A 26,232-nucleotide genomic window follows, 5' to 3' on the forward strand; every position below is an offset into this window, starting at 1 on the left:
AAGGGAATTCCTATGGGGATTCCCTTTTTTTATTTTTTCATGCTACAATAAAGTACATAATACTTTTAAAAGATAGGTGAACCAATATGAAAGAATTTTCTTCCAAAGCAGCTGAAAAGGATTACTACGAGCATGTTGCCTCTGAAGAAGAATTTTTGGCATGGTATAAAGAACAAGACCATCCTGAATACGACAAACCATCGGTGACGGTAGATGTTGTCAGTATCGGCTATAACAAAGTCGAAGATCAATTGAAAGTTCTTTTAATTCAACGACGAGGAAACCCTTATCGTAATTCTTGGGCTTTGCCTGGTGGATTTATTGAGCGCAATGAATCAACAAATGACAGTGTCCGCAGAGAAACTCAGGAAGAGACAGGCCTAACGATAGGTCGGAAAAATGTCGAACAATTACACACTTTTTCCTCACCAAATCGTGATCCTCGCGGCTGGGTAATTACCGTCAGCTACATTGCTTTTTTAGGGCAAGTTCCTTTACAAGCTGGAGATGATACCCAAGATGCTCGCTGGTTTAACATGGAAAGAATTGGCAATAATATCTTCTTAACTAGCGATGATATTTCCATCGAAATTGATTTAAAAACTGGCGATTCTTTAGGAAAAGATACTCTCGCCTTTGACCATAACCAAATTATTTGTAAAGCATTTAACCGCGTGGCTAACAAGATGGATCATGACCCATTAATTTTGCAAGTTTTAGGTGATGAATTTACTATTACTGAAGCCCGCAAAGTCTTTGCTAAATTTATGGGCATTGATTATCGTACGATGGATCATTCCAATTTTAAAAAAGCCATGTTACAGTTTTTCGATGAAATTGGGGAAAGACCTGTGGGGATCGGTCGCCCGTCAAAAATTTATCGGTTAAAAGATCAAGTCGGAGAAGAAACTGCTACTTAAATAAGAGCGAAAGACATTAGATAGCTTGCTATTTTCTGTCTTTCGCTTTTTATATAAAAAAACCTTGAGAAAAATTCCTCAAGGCTAAGCAGTTACTTTTTTAGTTTTTTTCATTTGCTTACTACGTAATTGTCCACAAGCGGCATCAATATCGGTTCCATGTTCTTTACGAATCACACAATTGATCCCATTTTTCTTTAAGACATCATAAAACTTCAAGACATCCGCTTTCCCACTACGAGAATATTGGTCATGCTCACTTACTGGATTATAAGGAATCAAATTAACGTAAACTAATTTCTTCTTGTCTTTTAACAAGTCGGCTAATTCTTTGGCGTGTTCAACATGATCATTTACCCCAGATAGCATAATATATTCAAAGGTAATGCGACGATTGGTTTTATCCAAATAATAATCAATCGCATCCATTAATCTTTCAATCGGATATTGTTTATTAATTCGCATCATAGATGTTCGTACTTGATTATTTGGCGCATGTAAAGAAATAGCTAAATTAATTTGTAGGCCATTATCAGCAAATTGTCTAATTTTTGGTGCCAAACCTGATGTGGAAACAGTAATGTGACGAGCGCCAATCGCTAAACCTTTGGCATCATTAATCACGTGAATAAAGTCCATCACATTGTCATAATTATCAAAAGGTTCGCCAATCCCCATTACTACTACGTGAGATACTCGTTCATCTAAACCTCGTTCATCAAAATAATGTTGCACTAGCATGATTTGTGCGACAATTTCACCTGCAGTTAAATCACGGTTTTTTTTCAATAAACCTGACGCGCAAAATGAGCAGCCAATACTACAGCCAACTTGCGTTGTTACGCAAACAGACAATCCGTATTCTTGGCGCATTAACACTGTTTCAATCATATTTTTATCTGGTAGTTCAAACAGATACTTAACAGTACCGTCACTTGCTTCTTGCACTACCATTTGTTTCAAAGGATTAATCATAAAATTTTCTTCTAATAAAGCAATCATCGATTTTGATAGATTAGTCATTTGGTCGAATGCAGTTACTCGTTTTTGATAGAGCCATTCCCAAATTTGGGTGGCCCGGAATTTTTTTTCACCGTGTTCTGCCAACCAATCGATTAAATTTTCTTTGCGTAAGCCGTAAATTGATGGTTTCAAGTAAAGTCCTCCTAAAATAGTCGATTCATACTATAACTGATTTCACAGGATAAAACAATTACTTGGTTAAAATTTTTCAAAAACTCAATTTTTTCTTTTTAATTTTCGCGTTTCTCGAATCGTCCAAAAAGTATAAATCATATAGGCCGCCATCAAGAAAAATAAAGTCACTGATGCAGGAACTTTGGCAATAATCCCATTCGCTGATAGACGTTGTAAAATCCCTAAGATACCCAAGGCTTCAAATAAAAATATCATTGAATAAAAAACTGATTCTTTTAATCTTAAAACAAAGATCAAAGCCGCCAACATCAATACACCGATAATGACAAGATCAAATGGGAAAGGAATCGTGATCGGATAAAACATTGGCATAAAGATTGCCATTGAGATACTTGCCGCTAACCAAGCTACGATCACTAAAAATAATATAGCAAATTGAACTCTTTGATCTTTTAACCAACGATTTTCTTGATACACCATTTTTTGGAAAAATTTGAAAACAATAAAAATAAACCCAACTGAAAATGCACCTTCCAATAAATAAGTCAGCCAGTTTATTTGCATCACACTATCTTGATTCACATCGGCAATGAATTTACAAATCCAAACAATCCCTACGATAATCATAACTAGCGTACTGCGATCTTTAAACGAACTCTTTGAGAGATTCGCAATAATCTGATCTGCTGATTCTTGTGGATTTTTACCAAAATATTTCTCTGCCGAAATACCATCCTCTTGAGCTTTGATAATATCATTTAAAATCATCAATAATTGCTCCTCTAATTCTGTCTCATCATGAGTAAATCCAGCAAACATTGTATAACTTGTCAAATTTTTGTAATACATCCGATTTTCCGGTTTGATTTGTTTTTCTAGCTCTTCTCTTTGCTTGCGGTATTGTTCCACTTGCTTCACTTTATTTGTCCTCCCATAAATTCGCGACATTTGTAACCAATTCCTGCCATTCAAGTTCAAATTCTTTCAGTGCGTTTTCGCCACTTGTTGTGATTTTAAAATATTTACGATCAGGTCCTTCTGGCGAGGATTTAAAAGTTGCGACGATTAATTCTTGTTTTTCCAATTTTTGTAATAACGGATAAATTGTGCCCCCCACTATACTAGTAAAACCTTTTCGTTGTAATATTTGAACCAGTTCATAGCCATAAATTTCTTTCTCAGAAATAATTTTTAAAACACAACCAGCCAAAACACCTTTTAGTAATTGAGTTTTTTTCATCTAATCTTCCTAACTAATTTGTATTACTTACTAGCTGTTTTAAAGTATAAAGAAATTCAACTAGTTTGTAAAGCTCACTAGCTAATTTTTTTCAAAGAAAAAACTGAGGAAAATGATTTCCTCAGCTATTCTTCGATGGTTGGTTCTTCTTCAATTTTTTCCACATAAACTTCTCGTGGTTTGCTACCCGTTGATGGACCGATAACTTGATTGGCTTCTAATTCATCAACAATTCTGGCCGCACGATTGTATCCAATTCTAAATCGTCTTTGTAACAGTGAAATACTTGCCGTTTGCATTTCAATCACCAATGCTTTGGCTTCTTCATAAAGTTCATCTTGCGGAACTTCATTAGGTGACGAGGTTACTTCTTCTGTTGGCATCATTTTTTCTTCATAATGGGCTTCTTGTTGGTCAGTCACAAACTCAACAATTTGTTCCACTTCGTGATCAGAAATAAATGCACCTTGCACACGAATCGGTTTATTTTCTCCCATCGGTAAGAATAACATATCACCCCGACCTAATAATTTTTCTGCTCCATTACTATCAATAATTGTTCTTGAATCGGTTCCTGAAGAAACCGCAAAAGCAATTCTTGATGGCACATTGGCTTTAATAATTCCGGTGATAACATCAACACTTGGACGTTGTGTTGCCAAAATCATATGAATTCCTGCCGCTCGTGCCATTTGAGCCAAACGAGTAATAGCATCTTCCACTTCATTACTAGCCACCATCATTAAATCGGCTAACTCATCAACAATGACAACAATAAATGGTAAGATAGGGCGATTTTGTCCGTCTTCCAGATTTTTTTGAATTACTAACTCATTAAAGCCGGAAATATTTCTGACGCCTGTTGCGGCAAATTTTTCATACCGTTCTTCCATTTCTTGCACCACTTTTTGCAGTGCTTGTGCTGCTTTTCGCGGATTAGTTACAACAGGTGTTAATAAATGAGGAATACCATTATAGACATTTAATTCCACCATTTTCGGATCAATCATCATTAGTTTAACTTCATTTGGTTTTGCTCGCATTAAAATACTTGTGATAATTCCGTTAATCGCAACTGACTTACCACTACCAGTAGAACCTGCAATCAGTAAATGGGGCATTTTCGTTAAATCAGCTGTCCGTACAATCCCCGAAATATCTCTTCCTAGTGGTACTTCTAATAATTTATCTGGATGGTTCGGTTGTGCTTCGATGATTTCTCTAAAGGAAACAGTGCTGACAGTGCTGTTTGGTACTTCAATACCAATTAAAGATTTTCCAGGAATCGGCGCTTCCATCCGGACATCTTTGGCAGCTAAAGATAGAGCGATATCATCGGTTAAGCCAACAATTTTACTAACTTTTACACCGACAGCCGGTTGAATCTCAAATTTGGTCACGGCTGGTCCTAAAGAAGCCCGCACAACTTTAGCATCTACGCCAAAGCTATCAAATGTTTTTTCTAACACATCAATATTTTCTTCGATTCGTTTGTATTCATCACTTTGATCAGCTGGTGGAATTTGATCCAGTAAAGTTACCGGTGGCAATTGATAATCATGATCCTCCGGCTCGGCACTGATTTCAAATTCTAAATCACCGATATCAGTTGTTTCTTCTTCCGGCTTAGGCTGTGGTACTGATTTTTCGATATTTTCTTGAAAGCCTTCGATGGGAATTCGTAATTGTTCATAAACCGGCTCTTCTGGTTCTTCTTTACTGGCTTTAGCTAGCTTCTCACCTTCAGATAATGGTCTTACACGATTTTTTTTCTCCGCTTCAGCAGCTTTTTTTTCAGCTTGTTCTTTCTGCTTCTCAGCTTTTTTTTCGGCTCGTTTGGCCTGTCTTAAGCCCTTTTTCTCATCCGATTCAGCAAATTTTTCTTGAAGCACTGCTCCGGTGTTACTGAAAAAGTCTAAGACATTCTCTAATTTCACCATTGTAAATAAATAAATCCCTACTAGCCAAAATAAAACGGCAATTAAATAACTGCCCCATTGGGAAACCAGAAAATAAGTTAAACTATATAAGCTAGCGCCAATCATTCCACCACCAACGTTTTGAGTAATTTGATTAGCAACAAAATCCTGTCTCAAAATCTCCCACGTGGTTTCAAAAATATTTGGTTCTTGCCCGACATTAGCAAATAATCTCGCTTGTAAGAACAATAAAATACCTAAATAAAACACTAGCATCCCTAACCAGCGACGCCCTTTGGTGATTTTTAATTTATTATTTTTAAAAACTAACAAGAGTCCATATATGATTAGTGCTGTTGCTAAAACTGGGTAAGTATTCCCACCAATTATCCGTAGGACGTTGGCCATTAAGTTCCCTAGAAACCCTAAATGGAATAACGCAAAGACAGCTAATAAGATAAAAATTAGTCCTATAACAATAATTAATCGTTGTTCCTGTAGCTGTTTTTGTTTTTTAGTCGTCTTTCTTTTTTTACGCTTTTTTTGCGCCATGTCATCCCTCTTTTCATCTTACCCATTATACAAAAAAAAGAAGGCGAACAAAAGTTTTGTTCGCCCTTTTTAAGATTATTTTTCTGGCATACTCAATTCCTCACCAAACCATTTTTGGGTGATTTCAGCAAATTTGCCATCTTTTTGAATTTTGTCAAAGCCTTCATTGATTTTATCAACTAATTCTTTGTCACCTTTTCTTGCACCAACAGCAAAATCTTCTTCATTAAAACCAGCATTGAAAATATTGTAATCATCCATCGTGCCATCTTGTTTTAAGAAATAATCTGCATATACACGGTCAATCAGTAAGCCATCAATCCGATCATTTTTTAAATCGATAAACGCTTCATTAAAACCAGCATATAGAGTCGCATCATTGTCTTTTACGATATCCATTAATTTTTCTGGCTCTCTAGTAAAACCTTCATAACCAGAAGACCCTTCTTGCGCTCCTAGTACTTTGTCTTTCATGTCTGCATCACTTGTAATGTTACTAGACTTTTTAGTTACTAAGACTTGTTCATTAGTTAAATAAGGTTGTGAGAACGAAACTTTCTTCTTACGTGAATCGGTTACAGTGTAACCATTCCAAATCAAATCAATCGTCCCGTTTTGCAATTCATTTTCCTTCATAGACCATTCAATTGGTTGAAATTCAGCAGTAATACCATATTCATCAAATACGGCTTTTGCTAAGTCCACATCGAAACCAACAATTTTTCCATCATCATCTTTAAATCCCATTGGTACAAAAGTATCATCTAAACCAATCACTACTTTTTTGTTTTCTTCAATTGTTTTCCAACTATCTGTTGAATCACTAGTTGAATCATTACTTGATCCACAAGCTGCTAAAGTGACCATACTAATTACCGCTAAAAACCCGAATAAAAATTTTTTCATTTTAATTCCTCCATTTTTTCTATTTTTTGAATCACTTATGAAATTGGCTCTACCTTCAATAATTCGTCAGCAATATTTTCTGCGAAAACTAAATCATGAGTTACCACAATTTGTGTGACCCCATCAGCTTTTAAATCTAAAATTAGTTTTTCCACTTGTTGCCGTAATTCTGGATCTAGCGCACTAGTTGGTTCATCATACGCCAAAACCCTAGGATCCATTGCCATCGCCCGTGCAATTGCTAAGCGTTGTTTTTGTCCCCCTGATAATTGGAAAGGATAATTATCTAACAATTCTTCAATCCCTAATAAACTAGCTAAATTACGAGCTTTTTTTAGATAAGTTTCTTTGTCTTCTTTTAAAACCAAACGTGGACCAATTGTAATATTATCTAAGACACTTAAATGGGGAAATAATTGAAAATCTTGAAACACAACGCCCACCACTTGATCTTGTTTCGTATCGCTAGGATCAAAGGGCTGACCATCCAACAAAAATGTGCCGCTTTCAGCTGTTTCTAAGCCTGCTAAAGTTCTTAATAAGGTTGTTTTTCCTCCACCAGAAGGTCCGACAATGGCTAAAATTTGTCCATCGGGAATAATTAGATCTAAATGATCAATCACTTTTTTATTACCATAAGACTTGTTAATATCTTTTAATTCAATCATTTTCTCACCTTCCTAACGATAATAATTCATCCGTCGTTCTAATTGCTTCATGATTAATGTTGTAATACCGGTCATAACTAAATAAATGATAGCTACACCAATCAATGGCATCAAAGTTGTGTCTCGTTCCATCGCAATCCGTCCGGCTCGCATGACATCAGATAAACCTAAAACATAAACTAATGAAGTATCTTTAACTAAACTAATCACTTCATTTCCAACAGATGGCAACACGATTTTTGTAACCTGTGGAATAACAATTTTAGTAATGGTTTGGCCTGGCGTTAAACCAATTACACGCGCGGCCTCATATTGACCAACCGGTACTGACTGAATCCCTCCACGGAAAATTTCCGCATAATAAGCTGCATAGTTTAAAATAAATGCAAATAATGCTGCTGGGAAACGATCAAATACAATTCCGATAATCGGTAATCCGTAAAAAACTAAAATTAATTGTAAAAGAAGTGGCGTGCCCCGCATCACCCAAACATAAAGTTGAATAATCCATTGCAACGGTTTGAAGCGACTAACTAATCCAAAAGCCAAAATAATTCCTAAAGGTAACGAACCAACAATTGTATATAAAAATAGTTTTACTGTTGTTGTTGCACCAGCTAAAAGTTGTGGCATCACATCAATTAAATAATTCATTTGCTTTCCTCCCATAGACATAAAAAAAGCCCCTGACAATTAACTTGTCAGAGGACGTATAGACGTGATTCCACCTCAGATTCGTTTTTCTCTCACGAGAAAAACCTCTACCGGTTATGTTGTTTGGAGAAATAAAAAAGTCCTTTAGCTATCATAGCTAAAGGACGTATAAACGTGGTTCCACCTTTTTTTTGTGTTGCTTCACAGCAACACACTCCATTGGTCAACATGACCGCAGCTGTAACGGGCATTCCCGGATTCGCCTACTTAATTTTCAGCCAATCGACTCCAAGATGTGGTTCACAATTAACTTGCTGTTTCTTTCCACCAACCAGAAACTCTCTTTAAACAATCAATCGTTACTCTTCTTTTCAATGTCAATTCTATAAGTTAGGTATAAATTTACACCGAGAGAGACACTTTGTCAATTGAAAAGTTCATCTTTTTTTAATTTAATTCCCAGTTAGTTTTCAGATACTAGCTGAAATTTGCTCCAAGGACGTAAAAATTCTAATAAAATATGCTCTTCTTGAGGAATTTTCCCAACTAAATTTTTTCTTGGATCACTGTGAGGCGTTAAAACAATTTGCATTTCATTTTTATATTTACCAAAATCATCGTTACCAATCACCACATCACCAACTTGAAACTCAAATTGATTGTCATGCGGTGGATTGTTCTCATTTTTATATTTTACTCGCGGCATAGTTGAACGCACCGCTTCAGCTGAGATATCTCCCCGTCTAAAGTGCGCTGGATCTGCGACAATTAGCTTTTCTAATTCACTCGTATCTTTTTCAAAATCAATAGTTAAACTTAATTTATAACGATTGACTACCGCAACTTTTTCTAACTCTTCATCACTTGCATAGGCATTTCCAATAATCACACAATCAATTAATCCTGTCGCAAACATATGGCGGGCTTGTAAATCAATTGGTAATTCTCGATGCATTTCTAAAGTTGGCAAACCATCATTTACATCCCATGGTCCCAGCGTTCCTTGATGACTCGTAATAAAAGCGGCCGTTTTTATCCCTTGACGCTTAAATCGTTGGCTACAACTAATAAAAAAATCATAGGGTAAAGCAGAACCTTTTTGCGGATAAAAATTATGACAACCATAAATAAATGGTCGGTTGGCTTCGTAAGATAAAATATTTTCTAAATAAGCAACATTATTACTCATATTTAACTCAATCGCTAAACCAAAGGGATTAAAACTCAACATACTTTCTTTATTGCCATCAAAGCCTTCATCCAATCGAATGCCATCTGCACCAAGTTCCGCAAAAAAGCTTAGATCATCATATGAAATCTGTAATTCATCAAAAATTGACGGCGCAATATCTAAAATCGTCTCAAATCCTTGAGCTTTAGCAAATCCAATAATCCCTTTAAATTTCTCAGCAACTTTTTCTTTTCCTTCAGTTACTTCCAGCATACTCATAAAGATGCGAGAATAACCTAAGTCTGCCGCCTTTTGAATATATTCACGGTCTTTTTTAGCGTCACTGTGATCAGGATATAAAGAAATTCCGATTTCTCGTTTCATATTAATCCTCCAAACCATTTCTTTCAGCTACGGCTTTAAACCAATAGCCAGATTTTTTGATTGTTTTTTCTTGCGTATGAATATTATTAGAAATAAAACCATAACGATTTTTATAGGCATTTAACCAAGACCAACAATCAATTGGTGTCCACATATGATAACCAAAGCAATTTGAGCCTGCTTCAATTCCTTGATGTAAATAACTTAAATGCTCTGTCAAAAAGTCAATTCGATAATCATCTTGAATCACACCATCTGCATTTTTGAAACGTTCTTCATTAGAAACGCCCATTCCATTTTCCGAAACATACCAAGGAATATTGCCATAATTTTCTTTGATATTCAGAGCAATATCATAAATTGCTTCAGGGTAAATTTCCCATCCACGATCAAGATTGACTCTTCTTCCCGGCATATCAAAATTATCGTAATAACGATCTGGCATCCATTCACCCACTGAATCTGGTGCAACATCTGGTGCTTTTACTCGGTTAGGATGATAATAATTGACACCTAAAAAGTCGATAGTATTATTTTTAATAATTTCAGCTTCTTCAGCTGAAGTTTCCCAAATTACTTGGTCTTTTTCCAATAATGCTTCCAACTCAGCCGGAAAATGACCGAATATTGCTGGTTCTAAAAACATTTTATTGTTCCAAAGCTCGGCAATTCTAGCGGCTTCCAAATCTTCTGGTTTATCACTTGCAGCATAAGTCGGCGTCAAATTCAAAACCGTTCCAATTTGCGCATCAGTAAGATTTAATTTTTTAAAAGCGGCAATTGCTTTAGCTGATGCTAAGTTTAAATTATAGGCTACTTGAACGGCTTTTTTTCCATCAACAACATTGGGATAATGAAATTGGAAAAGATATTCCCCTTCAACGACTACCATCGGTTCATTATGAGTCGTCCAATATTTCACCCGATCACCAAATAATTCAAAACACTTTGTCGCAAAACCAACATATAAATCGACGACCTTTTTACTTTCCCAGCCACCATATTTATCATACAGCTCTACTGGCAAATCAAAATGATGTAAATTCATCACTGGAGTAAGTCCTTTTGCCAGCATTGTATCAATGACATTATTATAAAAACTTACAGCATCTTTATTTACGGTATTTAATTCTAAATCATCAATTAAACGACTCCATTGAATACTTGTCCGTAAACTATTCATGCCAATACTGCTCATTAAAGCTAAATCATTGGCATAATCATTGTAAAAATTAGAAGCTGTATCTGGTCCGACTTGATTATAAAATTTTTCTGGTTCTATTTGATAATGATAGTCAAAAACATTGGCGTGCTTCTTATGGAAACGACCTTCACTTTGTGGGCCAGATGTAGCAGCACCCCACCAGAAATTTTTCGGGAATTTTTTCATTGCTTTTCTCCTTTGATTAAAAAAAAGATTCGCAACAGTATTGCTACCGGCAAATCCTTTTTTATTTTTTAAATATTTGCTTTACGGGCTTCTTGAATATTAATCATAATAATAAATGGAATGTAAATAACAACTGAGATAATTAAGTTAATTGCTGCTAAAATCCCACCAGAAATACTTCCCGTTACCAATGCGCCACCGATAATTGGCGGTGTTACCCAAGGAGCAATCGCTGTTGCTGGTGGTACTAAACCAGTACTAGTTGCAAAATAAGCAATCGTTACTGTAATCATTGGTGCTAAAATAAATGGAATAAACATAATTGGGTTCAAGACAATTGGGAAACCAAATAGTAAAGGTTCATTGATATTGAAAAGTCCAGGTGCTGCTGCCAAGTTATTTACGACCATCAACTGTTTATTTTTACGACCGACTAAATAAATCGCGATTACTAAACCTAAAGTTACCCCTGTACCACCTAAGTTTACAAATGAATCGATAAATGGTTTGTTTACAATGTAAGGAGCGTCCAAACCTTTTGCAATTGCGTTTGCATTTGCTTCAATTGCTGGTGCATTAATTGTTTGCATAAAAGGATCGATCATGTTGGCACCATGTAAACCAAAGAACCATAAGAATGGTGTAATAAAAGCAATTAATAATGCTGAAGGATAAGAGTTTGCTAAGCCCATAAATGGTTCTTGAACGAGCTCATAGAATGATGCAAACATATCTTCAATCCCAAAGCCAGCAAGAATTGCTGTAATTAAACCAAAAATTGAAATCGTAATCATCGCTGGGAATAATGAAGCAAAAGCTCGAGCAACTGCTGGCGGTACACCATCAGGCATCTTCACAATTAATTTTGGATTACCAACTAAACGTGTGAAGATTTCTGCTACTAAAATACCTACAATTAATGCAACGAACAAACCGCTTGAATTCATTCCTGTTAAAGCTGCACCCAGTGTAAAGAAAGTTGCGACTGAAACAACTCCAGTTGCCACAGCATCTTTTCCATAAGTATGTGCTAAATTATAAGCGACTAGAAAAGCAATAAAGACTGAAAGAACACCGAATGTTCCGTTCCAAACTGCACCACCAAAACCTTTCCAAGCTTCTCCTCCAAAAATATTAGTCATAAATTCTTGAAAGCCAGGAATCGGTAAATTATTAATTAATACCCCGAAAGATCCTAAAATCATTAGTGGCATAGTCACCATAAAAGCGTCTCTGATCGCTACTAAATGACGCTGAGCACCAATTTTTGATGCTACGGGAATAAAGTGTTTCTCCATAAAATCGATAAATGCATTCATGTACAATTCCTCCTATTTTTTCCTTCTTTTAAAAATAATCATAAAAACTTTGCTGACCCTTAGGAATATTAATTTCCTTAGATACTTCAATTTTTTCTAATAAAATTCCTTCTTGTAGAGTCATTCTTCCTAGAAGTAACTCACTCCATGCTTCAATCGAAGCTTTGATATCGCTCTCCCCAGTAACTTTTTCGACTGTTTCTCCAGTTTTTCTAAAGCAACCAATATTTTCTGGACAATAGTCATCACTGCTGACTTCAAAAATAATAGCTTTTTCTTCTATTGGTAAAATTTTTAGCAAACTAGAAAAGTCGATAATGCGACTCATCATATAAGGTTTTATTTGAATTTGGATTTCTTGTTGTTCATTGAAACAGTTCTCTAAAATTTCGCTTGTTGAGGTGTCATAAGTAAACTGACTAAAAGAAGCGGTATGGGCTTTTAAATAAGTTAATAATTTCCGCAAAGCAAAATTGTTCTGATAAACCAACTCATCAACGATAAAAGTTTCTTTTTGCAAACGATAAATTAAATAACCAGCTCGCTGTCCAGAGTCGTCGTAACAAACAGCATAAAATCTTCCTTGATAATATTGATTGAGCCGTTCCCACCACCACATTTCTCGCACGACAGTGCCGACTTCTTGAAAAGTTAATGCCTGTTGATACAATGATAAAATTTCTGGTTTTAAGCTTTCCCAACTGTCTCTGACTATTGATCCGGTTTTTTCATCTTCAAGATGATTGAAGGCAGCCGCCGGAATTTGATATCTTTTTTGCCAACTAGTATTTTCATAACCGAATTTGCGATAAAAGTTTTCAGAAAAAGGGGCCAACTGGCTAATAATGAAGCCCTCTTGTTTTAAATCCGTCAGTAACTCACTCATGATATCCTTAATCCCGCCAGTGCCACGATATTCTGGCAAACTAGCTACATATCCAATCCCGGCCATCTTAATTGTTGAACCAAAAAATTTGGCTTTGAAATGATTGCTCATCACCATACTCGTTAATTGATGTTTAAAATAAGTACCATAAACATCACTGTGCTGATAACGACTTAAAAATAACGAATCCTCAATAATCGGTGTTTGTTTATTGAAGGCGTATTCAATTAATTTTGTGATTGCTTGTTTATTTTCAGTTGTCGAGCTCAGTTTCATTTAAATCACTCCGCATCAAGGCGACGATAAATATCAATTACTTCTTTAGCTAAATCATTAAAAGTCATACTAGTCATCAAATGATCTTGACTGTGAACGGCTAATAATGTCACGGTCATATTATTACCACTAGCTTCTTCTTTTAATAAATTAGTTTGGGCATGATGGGCTTCAACTAATGATTGACTAGCAGTCGCTAATTTTTCATCAGCTAATCCAAAATCACCAGATTTAGCAGCTTGGATTGCTTCCATTGCATCACTTTTTGCATTTCCAGAATTAATAATTAATCCCATGGCTGCTTCTAATTGTTCCTGACTCATTTCTGCCATAAAAATCACTCCTTACTTATCTTTATCTTCAATCAAATTAATCGCTGTTTGCAATACTGCTTCGCCATTCATCATGCCGTAATCTTTCATATCAATAATGTCTAATGGGACATTTGTACCGGCTAATTTTTGTTCAAATTGCCCTTTCATAAAACGAACTTGCGGTCCTAATAACAAAACATCAATAGGATTTGCTTTATCTTCAATTTTGTCATCAGCTTCTGAGGCAGAGACTGCGAAAATATCCGTTTCAATTCCTTGATCGGCAGCAGCTTTTTCCATTTTTGTTACTAATAAACTCGTTGACATGCCCGCCGAACAAACTAACATAATTCTTTTCATATTTGTCACTCCTTAATTTGTATTCATCTTTATAAAAGCAATTTGCGTGCCAACTATTTACTGTGAAATCCCTTGATTTAACCAGCTTTTTGATTTACACACAAAAGAAAAAGGATTACACAGTGTGCAATCCTAGTTCAATTTGATTATCTAAAAGTGTTTTTACAATATAAGCTAAATCATCTTCATTGAAACGAATTTCAAAATTATCACTGATTTTTTGAAGTTCATTTTTTACTGTTTCAAACAGCTTTTGATTTTGCAGATGGAAATATTTTACTTCCTTAAAAGCTGGTCGTGGTTCATCTTTTTTTATCTTATCAACTAAAAAAGCGATATGAATAAGTAAAGCCTGTAAGACATTATTCTCTATAATCATTGCTTGGCTTTTTCGGATATTTTGCAGCGCATCATCGATTTGTAAAAAAAGCTTTTGCGTGTCAATTTCAGCTGAAAAGTCTTGGGTCAAAGATTCCGCCATTTGTGGAAGAGCCACATCACTTCCTAAAAAATTTTGAAATTCAATGATTTTTTCTCGTTGAAACATATTTAAGGCTGGGAAAAAAGGAATATGCTGATATTGAATCTCCAACGTCCCCACAATAGCCACAATATTTTTATGGGTCACTAATTGATCTAAGCGATGCTTGAAACTTTCTCGCTCCAAAGATTGCAGCTGAATAATTTCAAACTCTTTTGGATCAACAATTTGACTAACCACTTGATTTAAGCGCTTCGACACACCTTCTCCAGTAAAGCAAGCCACTACAATTACTTTATGCCCATCTTTTTCAGGTGTTTCTTCTAGTTGAACCATGTTGATAAACATCGTCATCACACTATGATAAATTTCTTCCAAACTGCGTCCTAACGTTGCTAAACGCAAAGATTCCAAAACCAACATCGTAGAAGCCATTGAAATTACTCGAGTACGAATACCTATTTCATGATAAATTAAATTTCCGAAATTATTAGGTGAGCCCATGTCTGTTAATAAAATAATGCCTTCTGAATAGTTGGCCTTTTCTTGAGCTAAATAATAGTTGATTTGACGATACATTTCAGAAGTATTCATCGTTAATGGCATATTAAAAGCAACACCAGCATTGGTACCCAGTAATTCTTGGACTGTTTCTAACATACTTGAAGCAGTTGAACGTCCATGCATCACCACAAAGACGCCAACTTGTTTTTGTTGAAAAGCATTTTTCTCTCGTACATCCTGGGTTAAAAACATAGTGATAAATCCAATTTCATCCATAGAAATTTCAACATTATAGGCTTCTTCAATTTGGATAGAAAATTCAATAGCTAATTGAAATTCTTTAGAATACTTTCGGCGAACCTCGTTTAGATTAGGATGGCTGATGAATTGGCCAGCGCGAATTCGTTCAATTGTTGAACTAATGTGTAACGCAAAGGCAAAACGGACTTTTTCATCATAGTTACGATCTAATTTTTTTGCGGCCATTTCATATAGTTGATTGGTCAATTGCCATAAATCATCAGATATGATTTCCCGATAAATGTTAGCATGAGATAATTCTTCCACATAATTTTCAAAGTAGCGATCCACATCTTGACTAATCAATCTTTCTAAATCAATTTCTGAAAGGTTTTCCCGACCCAATTTGTCCAATTTATAAGTAATCGAATGATAGACCTCCATATCTTTAGTGGGATCTTGTCGCCAGACAACTTCTTCTGTTCCTGGTTTTAAATTTAAATATAGATTTTTATTATCCATTAAAGGGCCTAAAGTATCGGGAACATCTTTCATATACAACAAACCTTTTTGAACATTTAACGGTAAATCTTCTTCGGTAACCATCAATTTTTCATGACCATCATTGGCTTGATAATGAAGGAAAGCTTTGGCACAAACCAGTTTCAAATCTCGTTTTAGTTGCCCAATATTCCCTTCAGCTGGATATAATAAAAATCCTAGCAAGCTTCTTTTATCAATGGCAATTTCTTCATTTAAACGATTGGCTTCTTGTTGTAAAAAAGTTTTGATAATCGCTAAACGTTCGTCTATCGATCGTTCTCTTAATGGCGGTAATTCAATTTGCATAGGAATCCGCCGATTAAAAGTGGATAAAAAACTAGCACTCGTTTCTGTTGTGGCACCGATAATCTGAACAGAGGCATTTTGTTCTTCATTGGCACCTAGTGGTCGATAGACACCTTTATCAATAAAAGTGAACAACATTTCTTGACCTTCTGGTGGTAGTCGATGAATTTCATCTAGAAATAAAATACCTCCGTCTGCCTGTGCCACTAAACCATCTCTCGTTTCTTCAGCACCAGTGAAGGCACCTTTTGTCACACCAAAGATATGACCGAATAACAGTTGCGGATTTTGAGCATAGTCAGCACAATTAAAAGTAATAAAGGGGGCACTAGGTTGTAAGACTTTGGAGGAAACTGCAAAATGATACATGCATTCAGCAAACATTGTTTTCCCCGTACCTGTTTCTCCAAAAATAATTGTATGTAAACCCCGAGGCGGGTATAAAATTGCCGCTTTTGATTTTTGAATTTGACTTTTTAGTGAATCATCACGACCAATTAAGTTCTCAAAAGTAATATTTTCTTCATTTGCCTTGATAATTACTTGAAATTTGACTGGCCGACCATCAATTTTTTTAACATCACCAGATTTAGTCAATTCATTTAAGTAACGACTAATATTGGTGCGGTCGCTTTTTAATTCATCGGCTAATTGTTGCGCTGTAAATTCTTGCGGATGATCTTTCAAAAAAGCCAACACTTGTTCTTTTGCTTTCATTCAAACACCTCTCAATTGGTATAAACCAAAATCATTATACGCTATAAAAAAACAAAATTCCAGTTTTTGGAAATCGTTTTCATTTCGCTGTATAATTTTGTACTTCCAACTTTATCAAAAAAGAGACTGAACAATTTAAATTGTTCAGTCTCTGATGATTGCTAGTTTATCTTTATTTAGTACTCACTAGCACTTTCTTCAATTAAGGATTCTGTCGTCTCAGAATCAGATGAGTTATCTTGATATGTGCTAATTCGAGATTCTTTTACTAGTTGGTAAATGACATCATCATTGGCCATGAAATGATCACCTTTTTTCGTCAATGTAAATTCCAACTCAACCGGACTTAATACTTTTTCTGCATCATAATCTAATTCCCCATAATAGATTGCATACAGTTTTAAAGTAATTAAAGATTTAATAGTTTTTAAATCTTTATTTTGAGATTTACGAATAAAAGTATCTTCATCGATTCCTCCAAATAGTTCAGTCCGAGCAGCCCCAATCGGATTGGCTTCTTGCAGTCCAGCAATTGGATAATAAGAAGCTACCACTATGGCTTCATCTCCTGAAATATTTACATTTTGAATATCGAAGGATATTCTTTTTGTTTGTTTTAAATAAGCCTCTGCATAGTCTTTTACAATATCTGAAGCATAATAATTTGAATCATCAATCACTAAATAATAGTCATCTCGATTTTCATTTTCAGCAAACATTTCATCCTGTTTTTTCGATAGTTCACTAACTAAATAAGAGTCAATACTATCTGCACTTTGATTCGTTACATCTCTCAGCTGTTCAGACCGTTTCCCCTGATATAAAAAGTTTAACAAAGTTTTTGCATCTTTTTCGGCCTGTTCGTCTTGATTTACTGATACTTGTTCAGAATCATTCGTGACAGGTGTATCCTCTGTTGTTTCTTGATTTCCACCGCATCCAACAAACAAAAATAAACCTGCCCCAGCAATCAACCCTAACCATTTCTTTTTCATAATAAATCCTCCTATAATAAAATTAAAATCTCTCCTTATTAATTATACACAATAAACTTATGTAAAATATATTTTATTTAATAAAAATAATAATTATACTATTTTTTACAAAAAAACCAGCAAAATCATTTTGAGATTTTGCTGGTTATCAATTAATCTTTCTCCATCGCTGCTTTCAACGCTTGAGCCAACGCACTTTCTTGTGGTTCAGCTTCTTGGTTAACTTTATTCAACAAACGACGTTCTTCATGCTTGGTCATTTTTTTGCTACGGGCTTTTTTGTCTAACATTTTTTCAGTGGTACCATCATATTTACAACGGAAGTAAGCACCATTTTTTCCATCGATAATTTCCATTTTACGATGACATTGTGGACAGCGATGGTTGGAAACTTTAGGATCTTTGCGACGACGGTAATCACATTCAGGATTGGTACAAATATAAATTTTTCCGTCTCGCGTATTCTTTTCTCTTAAACTAGAGCCGCAGACTGGACATTTTTTAGTTGTAATTGAAAAATCTTGATACTTCTTAGTGCTTTGTTTCACTTCGTTAACTAAGGATGCGGTATCTTTTTCAATTTCTTTAATAAAGGATTGGCTAGAAAATTTCCCATTCGCGATTGCTTCTAATTGCCGTTCCCATTTTTCAGTTAATTCTGGCGTTACTAATGCGGGATTGACCAATTCTAGCAATTGTTTACCTTTAGGAGAAACTTGTAAGCCATTATTTGTTCGTTCCATTAGTTCTGATTTAATCAATTTTTCGATGATCTCAGCGCGTGTTGCCGGTGTGCCCAGACTATGTTTTTCCATATTTGCCAACAAAGTTCCTTCACTCAAGGGTTTCGGCGGTGAAGTCAATGCTTTTTCTACCGTAAAATTTGGTTGAATACGTTGATCCTTTTGCCAAGAAATAGCTGGTTTGTCTGCTTCACTTTTTTTCCAACCAGCCACCAACACTTTATTTTGTCTGAAAGTAAACGTTTCTTCTCCAAAAGCGACCGTTACTTTTTGCTGGCTTTCTTTATGAGCCTCGGCAAATAATCCCAAAAATCTTTCAACAATCATCGTGTAAATCCGCTGTTCATCATTGGATAGTTTTTCATAACGAGGTCGTTGTTCTGTCGGAATTAAAGCATGATGATCCGTTACTTTACTATCTTGAAAAACTTTATTTTGAATCACTTTGCCACCATTTTTAATGTAGGTTTTTACTTCAGGAGAAAAGTCACTAATGGCTTGCAACCGTTCCTTCATAGTTGCCTTCATATCTTGCGTTAAGTATTTGCTATCGGTACGCGGATAAGTCACTATTTTATGAACTTCATATAAACTTTGAACCAATGACAATGTTTTTTTAGCTGAATATTGATAACGGCTATTGGCTTCTCTTTGAATTTCCGTTAAATCATATGGCAAGGGAGCAGGCTCAGTTTTTTCTTTTTCAGTGATACTGGTGACTTGTCCTTTTTGCTGACTCATTTTTTTTACAAGTTTTTCAGCGTCTTCACGTTCAGTGATGCCATAAGGGTTTTTTTGATTTAATTTAGCTGTTTGACCAGCAACGTCCAAAGAAATCACAAAATAATTTTGTGGTCGAAATTTCTCGATTTTCTTTTCTTGTTGCCGCACCAAAGCTAACGTAGGGGTTTGTACCCTACCGGCAGATAAATTATCTTCATATTTAACTGTCAATGCACGAGTCACATTTAGACCCACCAACCAATCGGCTTTTGAGCGAGCCAAAGCTGATTGATAAAGGTTATCATACTCTTTAGCTGGTTTTAACTTAGAGAAACCTTCTTTAATTGCTTTATTGGTTTGCGATGAAATCCAAAGTCGTTTCACAGGTTTATCAAATTTTACGTACTCTAAAATCCATCGAGCAACTAGTTCGCCTTCTCGACCGGCATCAGTAGCGATGACCGCTTCAGAAATGTCTTTGCGTTTAGCTAGTTGTCCGATGGTTTTTAATTGTCCACGGGTTTTTGGTAATGGTTTAATACCAATGTATTTGGGAATCATGGGCAAAGTATCCATTTGCCACGTTTTCCATTCAGGTTTCAAATCCTCTGGCATTTTTAGACTAAGTAAATGTCCTAATGCCCAAGTAACAATTACCTTGTCACCTTCGAAATAGTTTTTATGTTTTTGATTCGCGTTAAGCACTTTGCTGAGATCTCTTGCAACACTTGGCTTTTCCGCTAGAATTAGTTGTTTCATAAAGTTCCTTCCGTTCTTCCAGTTTAACTGGCTGTTTGTTTTCTAACAACGCAAGTCCCCAATATTGTTGTAAAAAGTCATCACACTCTTCACACCAACGTTCATCTGATTCATCCCAAAATGCACTTAAAAAATTATTTTTTTTATTATGATATGTATAATCTGAATTTAAAGTTTCAAATTGTTGGTAATAATATCCTTCTGCTTCTTCAAAAGTATCGAAAGCTTTCAGATCCGTCGCATCAGCTTCCCAATCTTCAAAGAACCACCACGGTTCATTGTCGCCATGTAAAGTGTAAACTTGGAACATAAAAAATCCCTTCTTTCCACCTTCATCATAAGCACCTTAAAATAAAATTTCAAGAAATCTGTTTGAAAAGTACAAAATCAGTTAAAAAACCTTGAATTCTTGCGTTTCCATCAATTATATCATAGATCACTTGCTAAAAAATATAGCTCTTATTATTCATTTTTCATAAAAATTATGATTTTTTTACCTTTATATTCAACTATTAATCCAAAATATTTTTTGATGAAACGTTTCCAAAAAAGAGCATCTAGAGGTACAATAAGTAGGAAGGAGATTAGGAGGGATTTAAAATGATTTGGGGAATTATTTGTGCTACCATCATTTTATATGGTGCAAATATTTATTTATTTAAAGTCTATTTCAAAGAGAAAAAAATTATTGACCAACTAGAACGTCTAGCTATTATGTTTGGCACTAATATGGGTGTCCTTTTAGTAGACTCACTGGTAATTTTTTTTGGTGTAGTGCTTGAGGACAGTTTATTTTTATTATTATAACGACAAAACAGTGGCAAAAGCATACTTACTTTTGCCACTGCTTTTTATTGCAAATCTAAATCACATCTCGTTTATTATAAGCAATTAAGCTTAATGTAATCATCACTAGAAATGCCGCCAATAATCCAACGGTTAAAGGATAATTAACTTCTTCCACTGGAATTTTCCCCATCCAACCTAAAGGAGAGAAATTCTCAAATTTTTCTGAAAGATTTAATAATGGACCAAACATTTTCATTAATAAACCAGCTAATAGATACAACCAAGCAATTAATGATAACTTAGGAGCTACACCGCAGAAGAAAATGCCAATTCCAATAAAAAATAAAACCGTTGGTAAATAGCCGATTAACATCTGCCAAAAATATTTAAGCGCTAAAGGTTCAGATATGGTGGCATTCCCAATAAAAAAAGCGCCACTTAAAGTTAAAATAAAGACACAACTACTCAATCCAATCCCGATTAAAAAATAACTATTGGCTAATTTTGTTTTACTTATCGCTTTTGAATGTAAAATTTCTAAATAGCCTTTTTTTTCATCACTATTCAATCGAAATATCACAATTAAACCACTGATTGCTGCAATTGCCACGAAAAACAACGCCAACATATTTAAATAATTAAGCAATAAATCCCGATTAGCATCATTGATTGCAGAAACACCTAAAATCTTTTTATAGGTAGGATTCGTTCCAATAATATCGCCAATGGAATTAAATACCGAGCCATAAGCTGCACCTAAAATAAGACCCCCTAGCATCCAGCCAAGCATACTATTTCGTTCAATTTTTAAAAGTAACCGAAGAGGCGAATTTAAAAACCAACTAGCCTGACTTCGACCCGAATGAGGTGTAAAAATACCACTACCAATATCTCTCCTACTAGCAATTTTTATTCCAGCAAATAAACAGATGAAACTACTAAACACCATCACAAAAATTGGTAGCCAATTATTATTAGTATAAATTTCGGTCTTTTGAATCCAGCCGACTGGTGAAAGCCAAGTATATTTAGGGTTTGTCATATCAGTCAGCATCCGCAGTAAATAAAAAATACCGAATAAACCATAGCTAAAAAAATATGCTCCTCGACTACTACTAGTTAATTGTGCTAAAAAAATACTGATACAACCAAATAAAATACCAATAACTGCAAAACTAACCCCCATCAACACATCACCAGCAATTGTCGCCCCATTTAATTTCCCAACTGCTAAACTTAAAATGAATAAACCACCCATCAAACTGTTTATTATAAGTATTTCAATCAATGTGGCATAAATTGGCGCAACTCGGCCGACCTTTCGTGATCGAATCATTTCCAACAACCCAGAATCTTCCTGACTTCGAGTATTTCTGACTGCTAGCGAAATATTCATGAATATCATAAACATTCCCATAAAGATTACCATTTCCGAAGAAAAAACATCGGCAGTGGTATAAGGTTTTGTGGCTGTTACTTCACCAAATAAACTAACCAGCGCGGGTGTTTTCAAAGTCGTCATAATTGTTGTTATTTCGGCTGTCGTCCCGAATAAATTATTAAACTGTCCAGCCATTGCCGCAAACATCCCTACTAAAATAACCAACCACAATAGATGTCTAAATAAGTTTTGACGTATATTGGCTTTCAATAAATAAATCGTGTGACTTCCATTAGTCATCAGATTCACCTGCTTTTCGATAATACTGCAGGAATAAATCTTCTAATGTAGGTGGTGCCGTTGTGATAGTGATAATTTCTTTTTTAGTTAATTCTGCTAACACTAAATTGAGTTGATCATTATTAACAGATAGCACCGCTTTTCTGTCATCTTCGTTAATAGAAATTTTTTCTACACCTGTAAAATCTTTCAAATCAGCCAGACTTTCTTTTGTTTCCACCGTAATTTGTAAGAAAGTTAAATGTCGCATACTGGCTAAATCTCCAGATTCAATAATTTCACCTTCACGAATAATCGTAATGTGGTCACACATTTTTTCGACTTCTGACAAAATATGACTGGAAAGCAAGATACTTTTCCCCGCCGCTTTTAATTTCATTACTTCATTTTGAAAAGTTTTTTCATTCAAGGGATCCAATCCAGAAGTGGGCTCATCAAAAATATATAAATCAGCTTCTTGGGATAAAGCTGCTATTAAAGCAACTTTTTGACGATTGCCTTTCGAATAAGAGCGGGCTTTTTTCTTAGGATCTAACTGAAAAAGGTCAATTAATTCAGCTGTTTTTTGATTCCGTTCTTGATTGTTTAGACGCAATAATAAATCAATGATTTCTCCACCAGTTAAGTTTGGCCATAGATAGACATCCCCAGGCACATAAGCAATCCGTTGATGTATTTTAGTATCTTCATGCCAGACATCTTCACCAAAAATAGTCGCCTCACCACTAGTTTTCTTTAACATTCCTAATAAAATTCGAATAGTGGTAGATTTACCAGCGCCATTAGGTCCAATAAAGCCCATTACTTCCCCTTGATTTAAAGTAAAGCTCACATCTTTCAATGCTTCGAATTTCCCAAATTTTTTGCTTATTTGATTTAGTTCAATTACTGCTGGCATTTTGTTCACTCCTCTTTATTTCAAAAGATACGCTCCTTTGATCGCTTGGTCAATCTATCACTTTATTATTTTCAATTGCTATAAATTTAGGTAAAATGAATTAGGAAAGGACTGTTCATATGCATCTACTAAAAACTTTATCCCCTTATTTTTTATTACTGGCTTGTCTAGGAGATTTTTCTTTACCTTATTTATTGGGCAGTGCTTATCCCGGATTTAATCAAAAAACGATGCTGATTAGTCAACTAGGAGAAAAATCTAGTCCAGTACAGCAGATATTTAACCACGGTTCAATTATAACAGGTAGTCTATTTGTTTTATCTAGTATTGGTATCTATCAATTTTTCAGTCTGGAATCTAGTTTGTTCGCCAAAATTTTAGCTGCTGCAATTGCTCTTTATGGCATTGGTGATTGTATTTTATCTAGCTTAATCCAATTAGATCCGGCTGCTGAAAACTTTCGCAACCCTACTTATCTACTTCACGCAGGCTTTACGGCTATTGCTATGATTGGGATGCTACTTGTTCCGTTAATTTTAGCTGGACGAGCATATATTATTGGTAATCTTTTTCCAGTATTATTTTTTATTATTTGTTTGGTTGGCGCAATCATTACTTTAATTCTATTTGCTTCTTACTATTTACCGATTGTTGGAAAGTATTTAGTCTCCACACATGGTCTATGGCAAAGACTTTCATTGATTTTTTTATACTTGCCAGCGATTGCTATGGCTTTGATTCAAATTCGGCAAAAATAAAGCAGGTCTTTTTTATAAGACCCGCTTTTTTAACTTAGTTTTTTTAAACCAATTTGAGCTGCACCAATCGCTCCCGCATATTGGGATAACGGATTGGTGTTTACTGGTGCATGAACATATTCTGATAATACTTCAGAAAATGCTCGACTATGAGACAAACCTCCGGTAAATAAAATTTCTTCACCTATTTTTGGTCGTAATTTAGAATATTGACTGCTAATTCTTTTAGCAATCGAATGCAAAACACCTAAGGCAATATCTTCTCGTTCTTCACCTTTTGCAATCAAACCAATCACTTCTGATTCAGCAAAAACCGTACACATGCTATTGATTTTTACCGGTTGCGCATTTTCAACAAACTGGTCAATGATCGTAATTTCCTCGCCTAAAGTTCTCATCATTACTTCAACAAAACGACCAGTTCCGGCAGCACAGCGATCATTCATGTTAAATTCTACGACTGAGCCTTTTCCATTCAAAGAAATGGTTTTACAATCCTGACCACCGATATCAATTACTTCTTTCACTCCAGGGGCGATATATTCAGCACCTTTTCCATGACAGGTAATTTCAGTCACCGCTAAATCACTGTCAATTAATTTTCTGCCATAGCCAGTTGTCACTAATTTAAATTCTTTTAAATCATGATTATCGGACAAATAAGCTACCACTTCAGCCATCGCAGCTCTGGGGTTTCCTGCGGTAGGCAATAAATATTGATCAATTAATTGATGATCGGAAAACAATACACCTTTTGTCGTTGTCGAACCAGAATCTAAACCAATTATATCCATACTTGTTCTTCTTCCAACATCTCAATAAAAGCAGTCACCCGCGTATTGATTTGCTCGATATCGGAGGTTGAATAATCGGTTTCCAGATAAAGATAAGGTGTTTGTTTTTCATCATTTAAGTAGCGTTTCATCCGAGATGATTCAACAGAAAATGGAATGCAATTTTGGAGCACCATATCGATCACTCCATCTACTTGGTAATCATCAATCATTTGGCTCAATAATTCCTTACGGGGCTGATTGTTAGACATACAAGCACAGCCGATATTAATGTATTTATCGGTTAAGGCTTGATAAACATCTTGTTCATTTTCATCGACTAGCCGTTCAACTGCTTTTGCTACTGTACAATTTTCGTACCCCACTACAATACCACCATTTTCCTCAATCGCTCGAATCACTTTTTCGGTAACTCCGCCCATTGGGGAACCTGTTACTAGGATTCGTGGCTTTTTAGTTAAACTTTCCCCGTTTTCGTATTTTTCTTTTACTTTTGCAGTCGTTGTTTCTAACATCTCAATGACTTCTTCTTTATCAAATTTATACTGGGAACCATACATCACTTGGAAAATCTCGCTTCCAGTAATCGCAGGTGGATTCAATTGACCCAAACGATAAAAATTTTGTTTGGCTTTGCGCTCACGGTTTTTTAATAGAATTGCTTCATGAATTTTTTCTTCGGTAATTTCTACACCAAAAAAATCTTCCAATTTTTCTTTGAAGCTTTTAATTTCTGAATACCATAATTGTTTGCTAGCATCGCTATCACGATTGTGTGGTAGTTGCATCAAATAGGTATCTTTAAAATCGGCCATGTATTCATACATTTTTTTCTTTCCATCACAAGTCGTTTCCCCCACAACCAAGTCTGAAAAATAAAAATAAGGACACTTATCGGTTTTGCCAAAACCATAGCTAGATTTAATTAATGGACAAAGATTTCGTGGTAAATCTTCTTCAGCTGCTCCAATTGTTTCATCTGAAGTAGAGCACAAACTTATTTGAACCGCTCCGCTAGCTAAGACCAATTCCTCTGGCATAAAGGTACAATACACACCCACCACGGGTTGACCTGTTTCTTTCAATTCTTTCACTGTCATAAAACCGTTTTTACGAGCTTCTCCAAATTCATCAAAGATCTCTGGCAATTCTGTTTTTAATTTCATCAGTCAAATCTCCTCTAG

At 35.3% G+C, this 26,232-nt stretch carries 24 protein-coding genes and 1 other annotated feature; of the genes, 3 read left to right on the forward strand and 21 right to left on the reverse strand.

The window, feature by feature from the left end; genetic code table 11:
• Positions 1-86: 86 nt before the first annotated feature.
• Complete coding sequence (locus KUA55_RS12950; protein ID WP_218326802.1) at positions 87-920, forward strand: NUDIX hydrolase; 834 nt, start codon at positions 87-89, stop codon at positions 918-920.
• 84 nt (positions 921-1,004) lie between these two features.
• On the opposite strand, the gene rlmN is transcribed toward KUA55_RS12950, so the two are convergent.
• The 17 genes from rlmN to KUA55_RS13035 form a co-directional block, all read right to left on the reverse strand.
• Positions 1,005-2,075 carry a dual-specificity RNA methyltransferase RlmN gene (gene rlmN / locus KUA55_RS12955; protein WP_218326803.1) on the reverse strand — a complete coding sequence of 357 codons (1,071 nt, stop codon included), beginning with the start codon at positions 2,073-2,075 and terminating at the stop codon, positions 1,005-1,007.
• A gap of 84 nt (positions 2,076-2,159) precedes the next feature.
• On the reverse strand, positions 2,160-2,996 hold the full coding sequence (locus tag KUA55_RS12960) for a DUF1129 family protein (protein WP_218326804.1): 837 nt from the start codon (positions 2,994-2,996) through the stop codon (positions 2,160-2,162).
• A gap of 1 nt (position 2,997) precedes the next feature.
• Positions 2,998-3,318 carry a PadR family transcriptional regulator gene (locus KUA55_RS12965; RefSeq protein ID WP_218326805.1) on the reverse strand — a complete coding sequence of 107 codons (321 nt, stop codon included), beginning with the start codon at positions 3,316-3,318 and terminating at the stop codon, positions 2,998-3,000.
• Between the two features lie 125 nt (positions 3,319-3,443).
• Positions 3,444-5,789: a DNA translocase FtsK gene (locus KUA55_RS12970; protein ID WP_218326806.1), complete on the reverse strand. Its 2,346-nt coding sequence runs from the start codon at positions 5,787-5,789 to the stop codon at positions 3,444-3,446.
• A 75-nt stretch (positions 5,790-5,864) separates the two neighbouring features.
• Positions 5,865-6,701 (reverse strand): amino acid ABC transporter substrate-binding protein, encoded by an 837-nt coding sequence (locus tag KUA55_RS12975; RefSeq protein WP_218326949.1) that lies wholly within the window; start codon positions 6,699-6,701, stop codon positions 5,865-5,867.
• Positions 6,702-6,730: 29 nt separating this feature from the next.
• The gene (locus tag KUA55_RS12980) at positions 6,731-7,363 is read right to left on the reverse strand and encodes an amino acid ABC transporter ATP-binding protein (RefSeq protein WP_218326807.1); all 633 of its coding nucleotides are present in this window, start codon (positions 7,361-7,363) and stop codon (positions 6,731-6,733) included.
• Between the two features lie 12 nt (positions 7,364-7,375).
• The gene (locus KUA55_RS12985; protein WP_218326808.1) at positions 7,376-8,017 is read right to left on the reverse strand and encodes an amino acid ABC transporter permease; all 642 of its coding nucleotides are present in this window, start codon (positions 8,015-8,017) and stop codon (positions 7,376-7,378) included.
• A 157-nt stretch (positions 8,018-8,174) separates the two neighbouring features.
• Positions 8,175-8,401 (reverse strand) — a binding site (T-box leader).
• Positions 8,402-8,480: 79 nt separating this feature from the next.
• Positions 8,481-9,572, reverse strand: a complete 1,092-nt coding sequence (locus tag KUA55_RS12990) for a DUF871 domain-containing protein (protein ID WP_218326809.1) — start codon at positions 9,570-9,572, stop codon at positions 8,481-8,483.
• 1 nt (position 9,573) lies between these two features.
• The gene (locus tag KUA55_RS12995) at positions 9,574-10,962 is read right to left on the reverse strand and encodes a glycoside hydrolase family 1 protein (RefSeq protein WP_218326810.1); all 1,389 of its coding nucleotides are present in this window, start codon (positions 10,960-10,962) and stop codon (positions 9,574-9,576) included.
• Positions 10,963-11,030: 68 nt separating this feature from the next.
• Positions 11,031-12,281, reverse strand: coding sequence for a PTS sugar transporter subunit IIC (locus tag KUA55_RS13000; RefSeq protein WP_218326811.1), 1,251 nt, complete (start codon positions 12,279-12,281; stop codon positions 11,031-11,033).
• Between the two features lie 28 nt (positions 12,282-12,309).
• Complete coding sequence (locus KUA55_RS13005) at positions 12,310-13,443, reverse strand: GNAT family N-acetyltransferase (RefSeq protein WP_218326812.1); 1,134 nt, start codon at positions 13,441-13,443, stop codon at positions 12,310-12,312.
• 5 nt (positions 13,444-13,448) lie between these two features.
• Positions 13,449-13,766, reverse strand: coding sequence for a PTS lactose/cellobiose transporter subunit IIA (locus tag KUA55_RS13010; RefSeq protein ID WP_343214730.1), 318 nt, complete (start codon positions 13,764-13,766; stop codon positions 13,449-13,451).
• A gap of 21 nt (positions 13,767-13,787) precedes the next feature.
• On the reverse strand, positions 13,788-14,117 hold the full coding sequence (locus KUA55_RS13015) for a PTS sugar transporter subunit IIB (protein ID WP_218326814.1): 330 nt from the start codon (positions 14,115-14,117) through the stop codon (positions 13,788-13,790).
• A 115-nt stretch (positions 14,118-14,232) separates the two neighbouring features.
• Complete coding sequence (locus KUA55_RS13020) at positions 14,233-16,908, reverse strand: sigma-54-dependent transcriptional regulator (protein WP_218326815.1); 2,676 nt, start codon at positions 16,906-16,908, stop codon at positions 14,233-14,235.
• Between the two features lie 176 nt (positions 16,909-17,084).
• Positions 17,085-17,903: a hypothetical protein gene (locus tag KUA55_RS13025; protein WP_218326816.1), complete on the reverse strand. Its 819-nt coding sequence runs from the start codon at positions 17,901-17,903 to the stop codon at positions 17,085-17,087.
• 152 nt (positions 17,904-18,055) lie between these two features.
• Positions 18,056-20,128 (reverse strand): DNA topoisomerase III, encoded by a 2,073-nt coding sequence (locus tag KUA55_RS13030; protein ID WP_218326817.1) that lies wholly within the window; start codon positions 20,126-20,128, stop codon positions 18,056-18,058.
• The gene (locus tag KUA55_RS13035; RefSeq protein ID WP_218326818.1) at positions 20,067-20,438 is read right to left on the reverse strand and encodes a DUF1033 family protein; all 372 of its coding nucleotides are present in this window, start codon (positions 20,436-20,438) and stop codon (positions 20,067-20,069) included. The genes KUA55_RS13030 and KUA55_RS13035 overlap by 62 nt, the downstream gene beginning before the upstream one ends.
• A 290-nt stretch (positions 20,439-20,728) precedes the next feature.
• On the opposite strand from KUA55_RS13035, the gene KUA55_RS13040 reads away from it, so the two are divergent.
• On the forward strand, positions 20,729-20,935 hold the full coding sequence (locus KUA55_RS13040) for a hypothetical protein (protein ID WP_218326819.1): 207 nt from the start codon (positions 20,729-20,731) through the stop codon (positions 20,933-20,935).
• A 55-nt stretch (positions 20,936-20,990) separates the two neighbouring features.
• Here the strand turns inward: KUA55_RS13040 and KUA55_RS13045 are convergent, their stop codons facing one another.
• The gene (locus KUA55_RS13045) at positions 20,991-22,598 is read right to left on the reverse strand and encodes an ABC transporter permease (protein ID WP_218326820.1); all 1,608 of its coding nucleotides are present in this window, start codon (positions 22,596-22,598) and stop codon (positions 20,991-20,993) included.
• A complete protein-coding gene (locus KUA55_RS13050; RefSeq protein ID WP_218326821.1) occupies positions 22,591-23,496 on the reverse strand; it encodes an ABC transporter ATP-binding protein in 906 nt (301 codons plus the stop codon). The genes KUA55_RS13045 and KUA55_RS13050 overlap by 8 nt, the downstream gene beginning before the upstream one ends.
• A 119-nt stretch (positions 23,497-23,615) precedes the next feature.
• On the opposite strand from KUA55_RS13050, the gene KUA55_RS13055 reads away from it, so the two are divergent.
• A complete protein-coding gene (locus KUA55_RS13055; protein ID WP_218326822.1) occupies positions 23,616-24,254 on the forward strand; it encodes a DUF998 domain-containing protein in 639 nt (212 codons plus the stop codon).
• 29 nt (positions 24,255-24,283) lie between these two features.
• Here the strand turns inward: KUA55_RS13055 and KUA55_RS13060 are convergent, their stop codons facing one another.
• Positions 24,284-25,048 carry an acyl-CoA dehydratase activase gene (locus KUA55_RS13060; RefSeq protein WP_218326823.1) on the reverse strand — a complete coding sequence of 255 codons (765 nt, stop codon included), beginning with the start codon at positions 25,046-25,048 and terminating at the stop codon, positions 24,284-24,286.
• Positions 25,039-26,214, reverse strand: a complete 1,176-nt coding sequence (locus KUA55_RS13065; protein ID WP_218326824.1) for a double-cubane-cluster-containing anaerobic reductase — start codon at positions 26,212-26,214, stop codon at positions 25,039-25,041. The genes KUA55_RS13060 and KUA55_RS13065 overlap by 10 nt, the downstream gene beginning before the upstream one ends.
• Positions 26,215-26,232 lie beyond the last annotated feature (18 nt).

The sequence above is a fragment of the Enterococcus alishanensis genome, assembly GCF_019218635.1.
Taxonomy (GTDB): domain Bacteria; phylum Bacillota; class Bacilli; order Lactobacillales; family Enterococcaceae; genus Enterococcus_A; species Enterococcus_A alishanensis.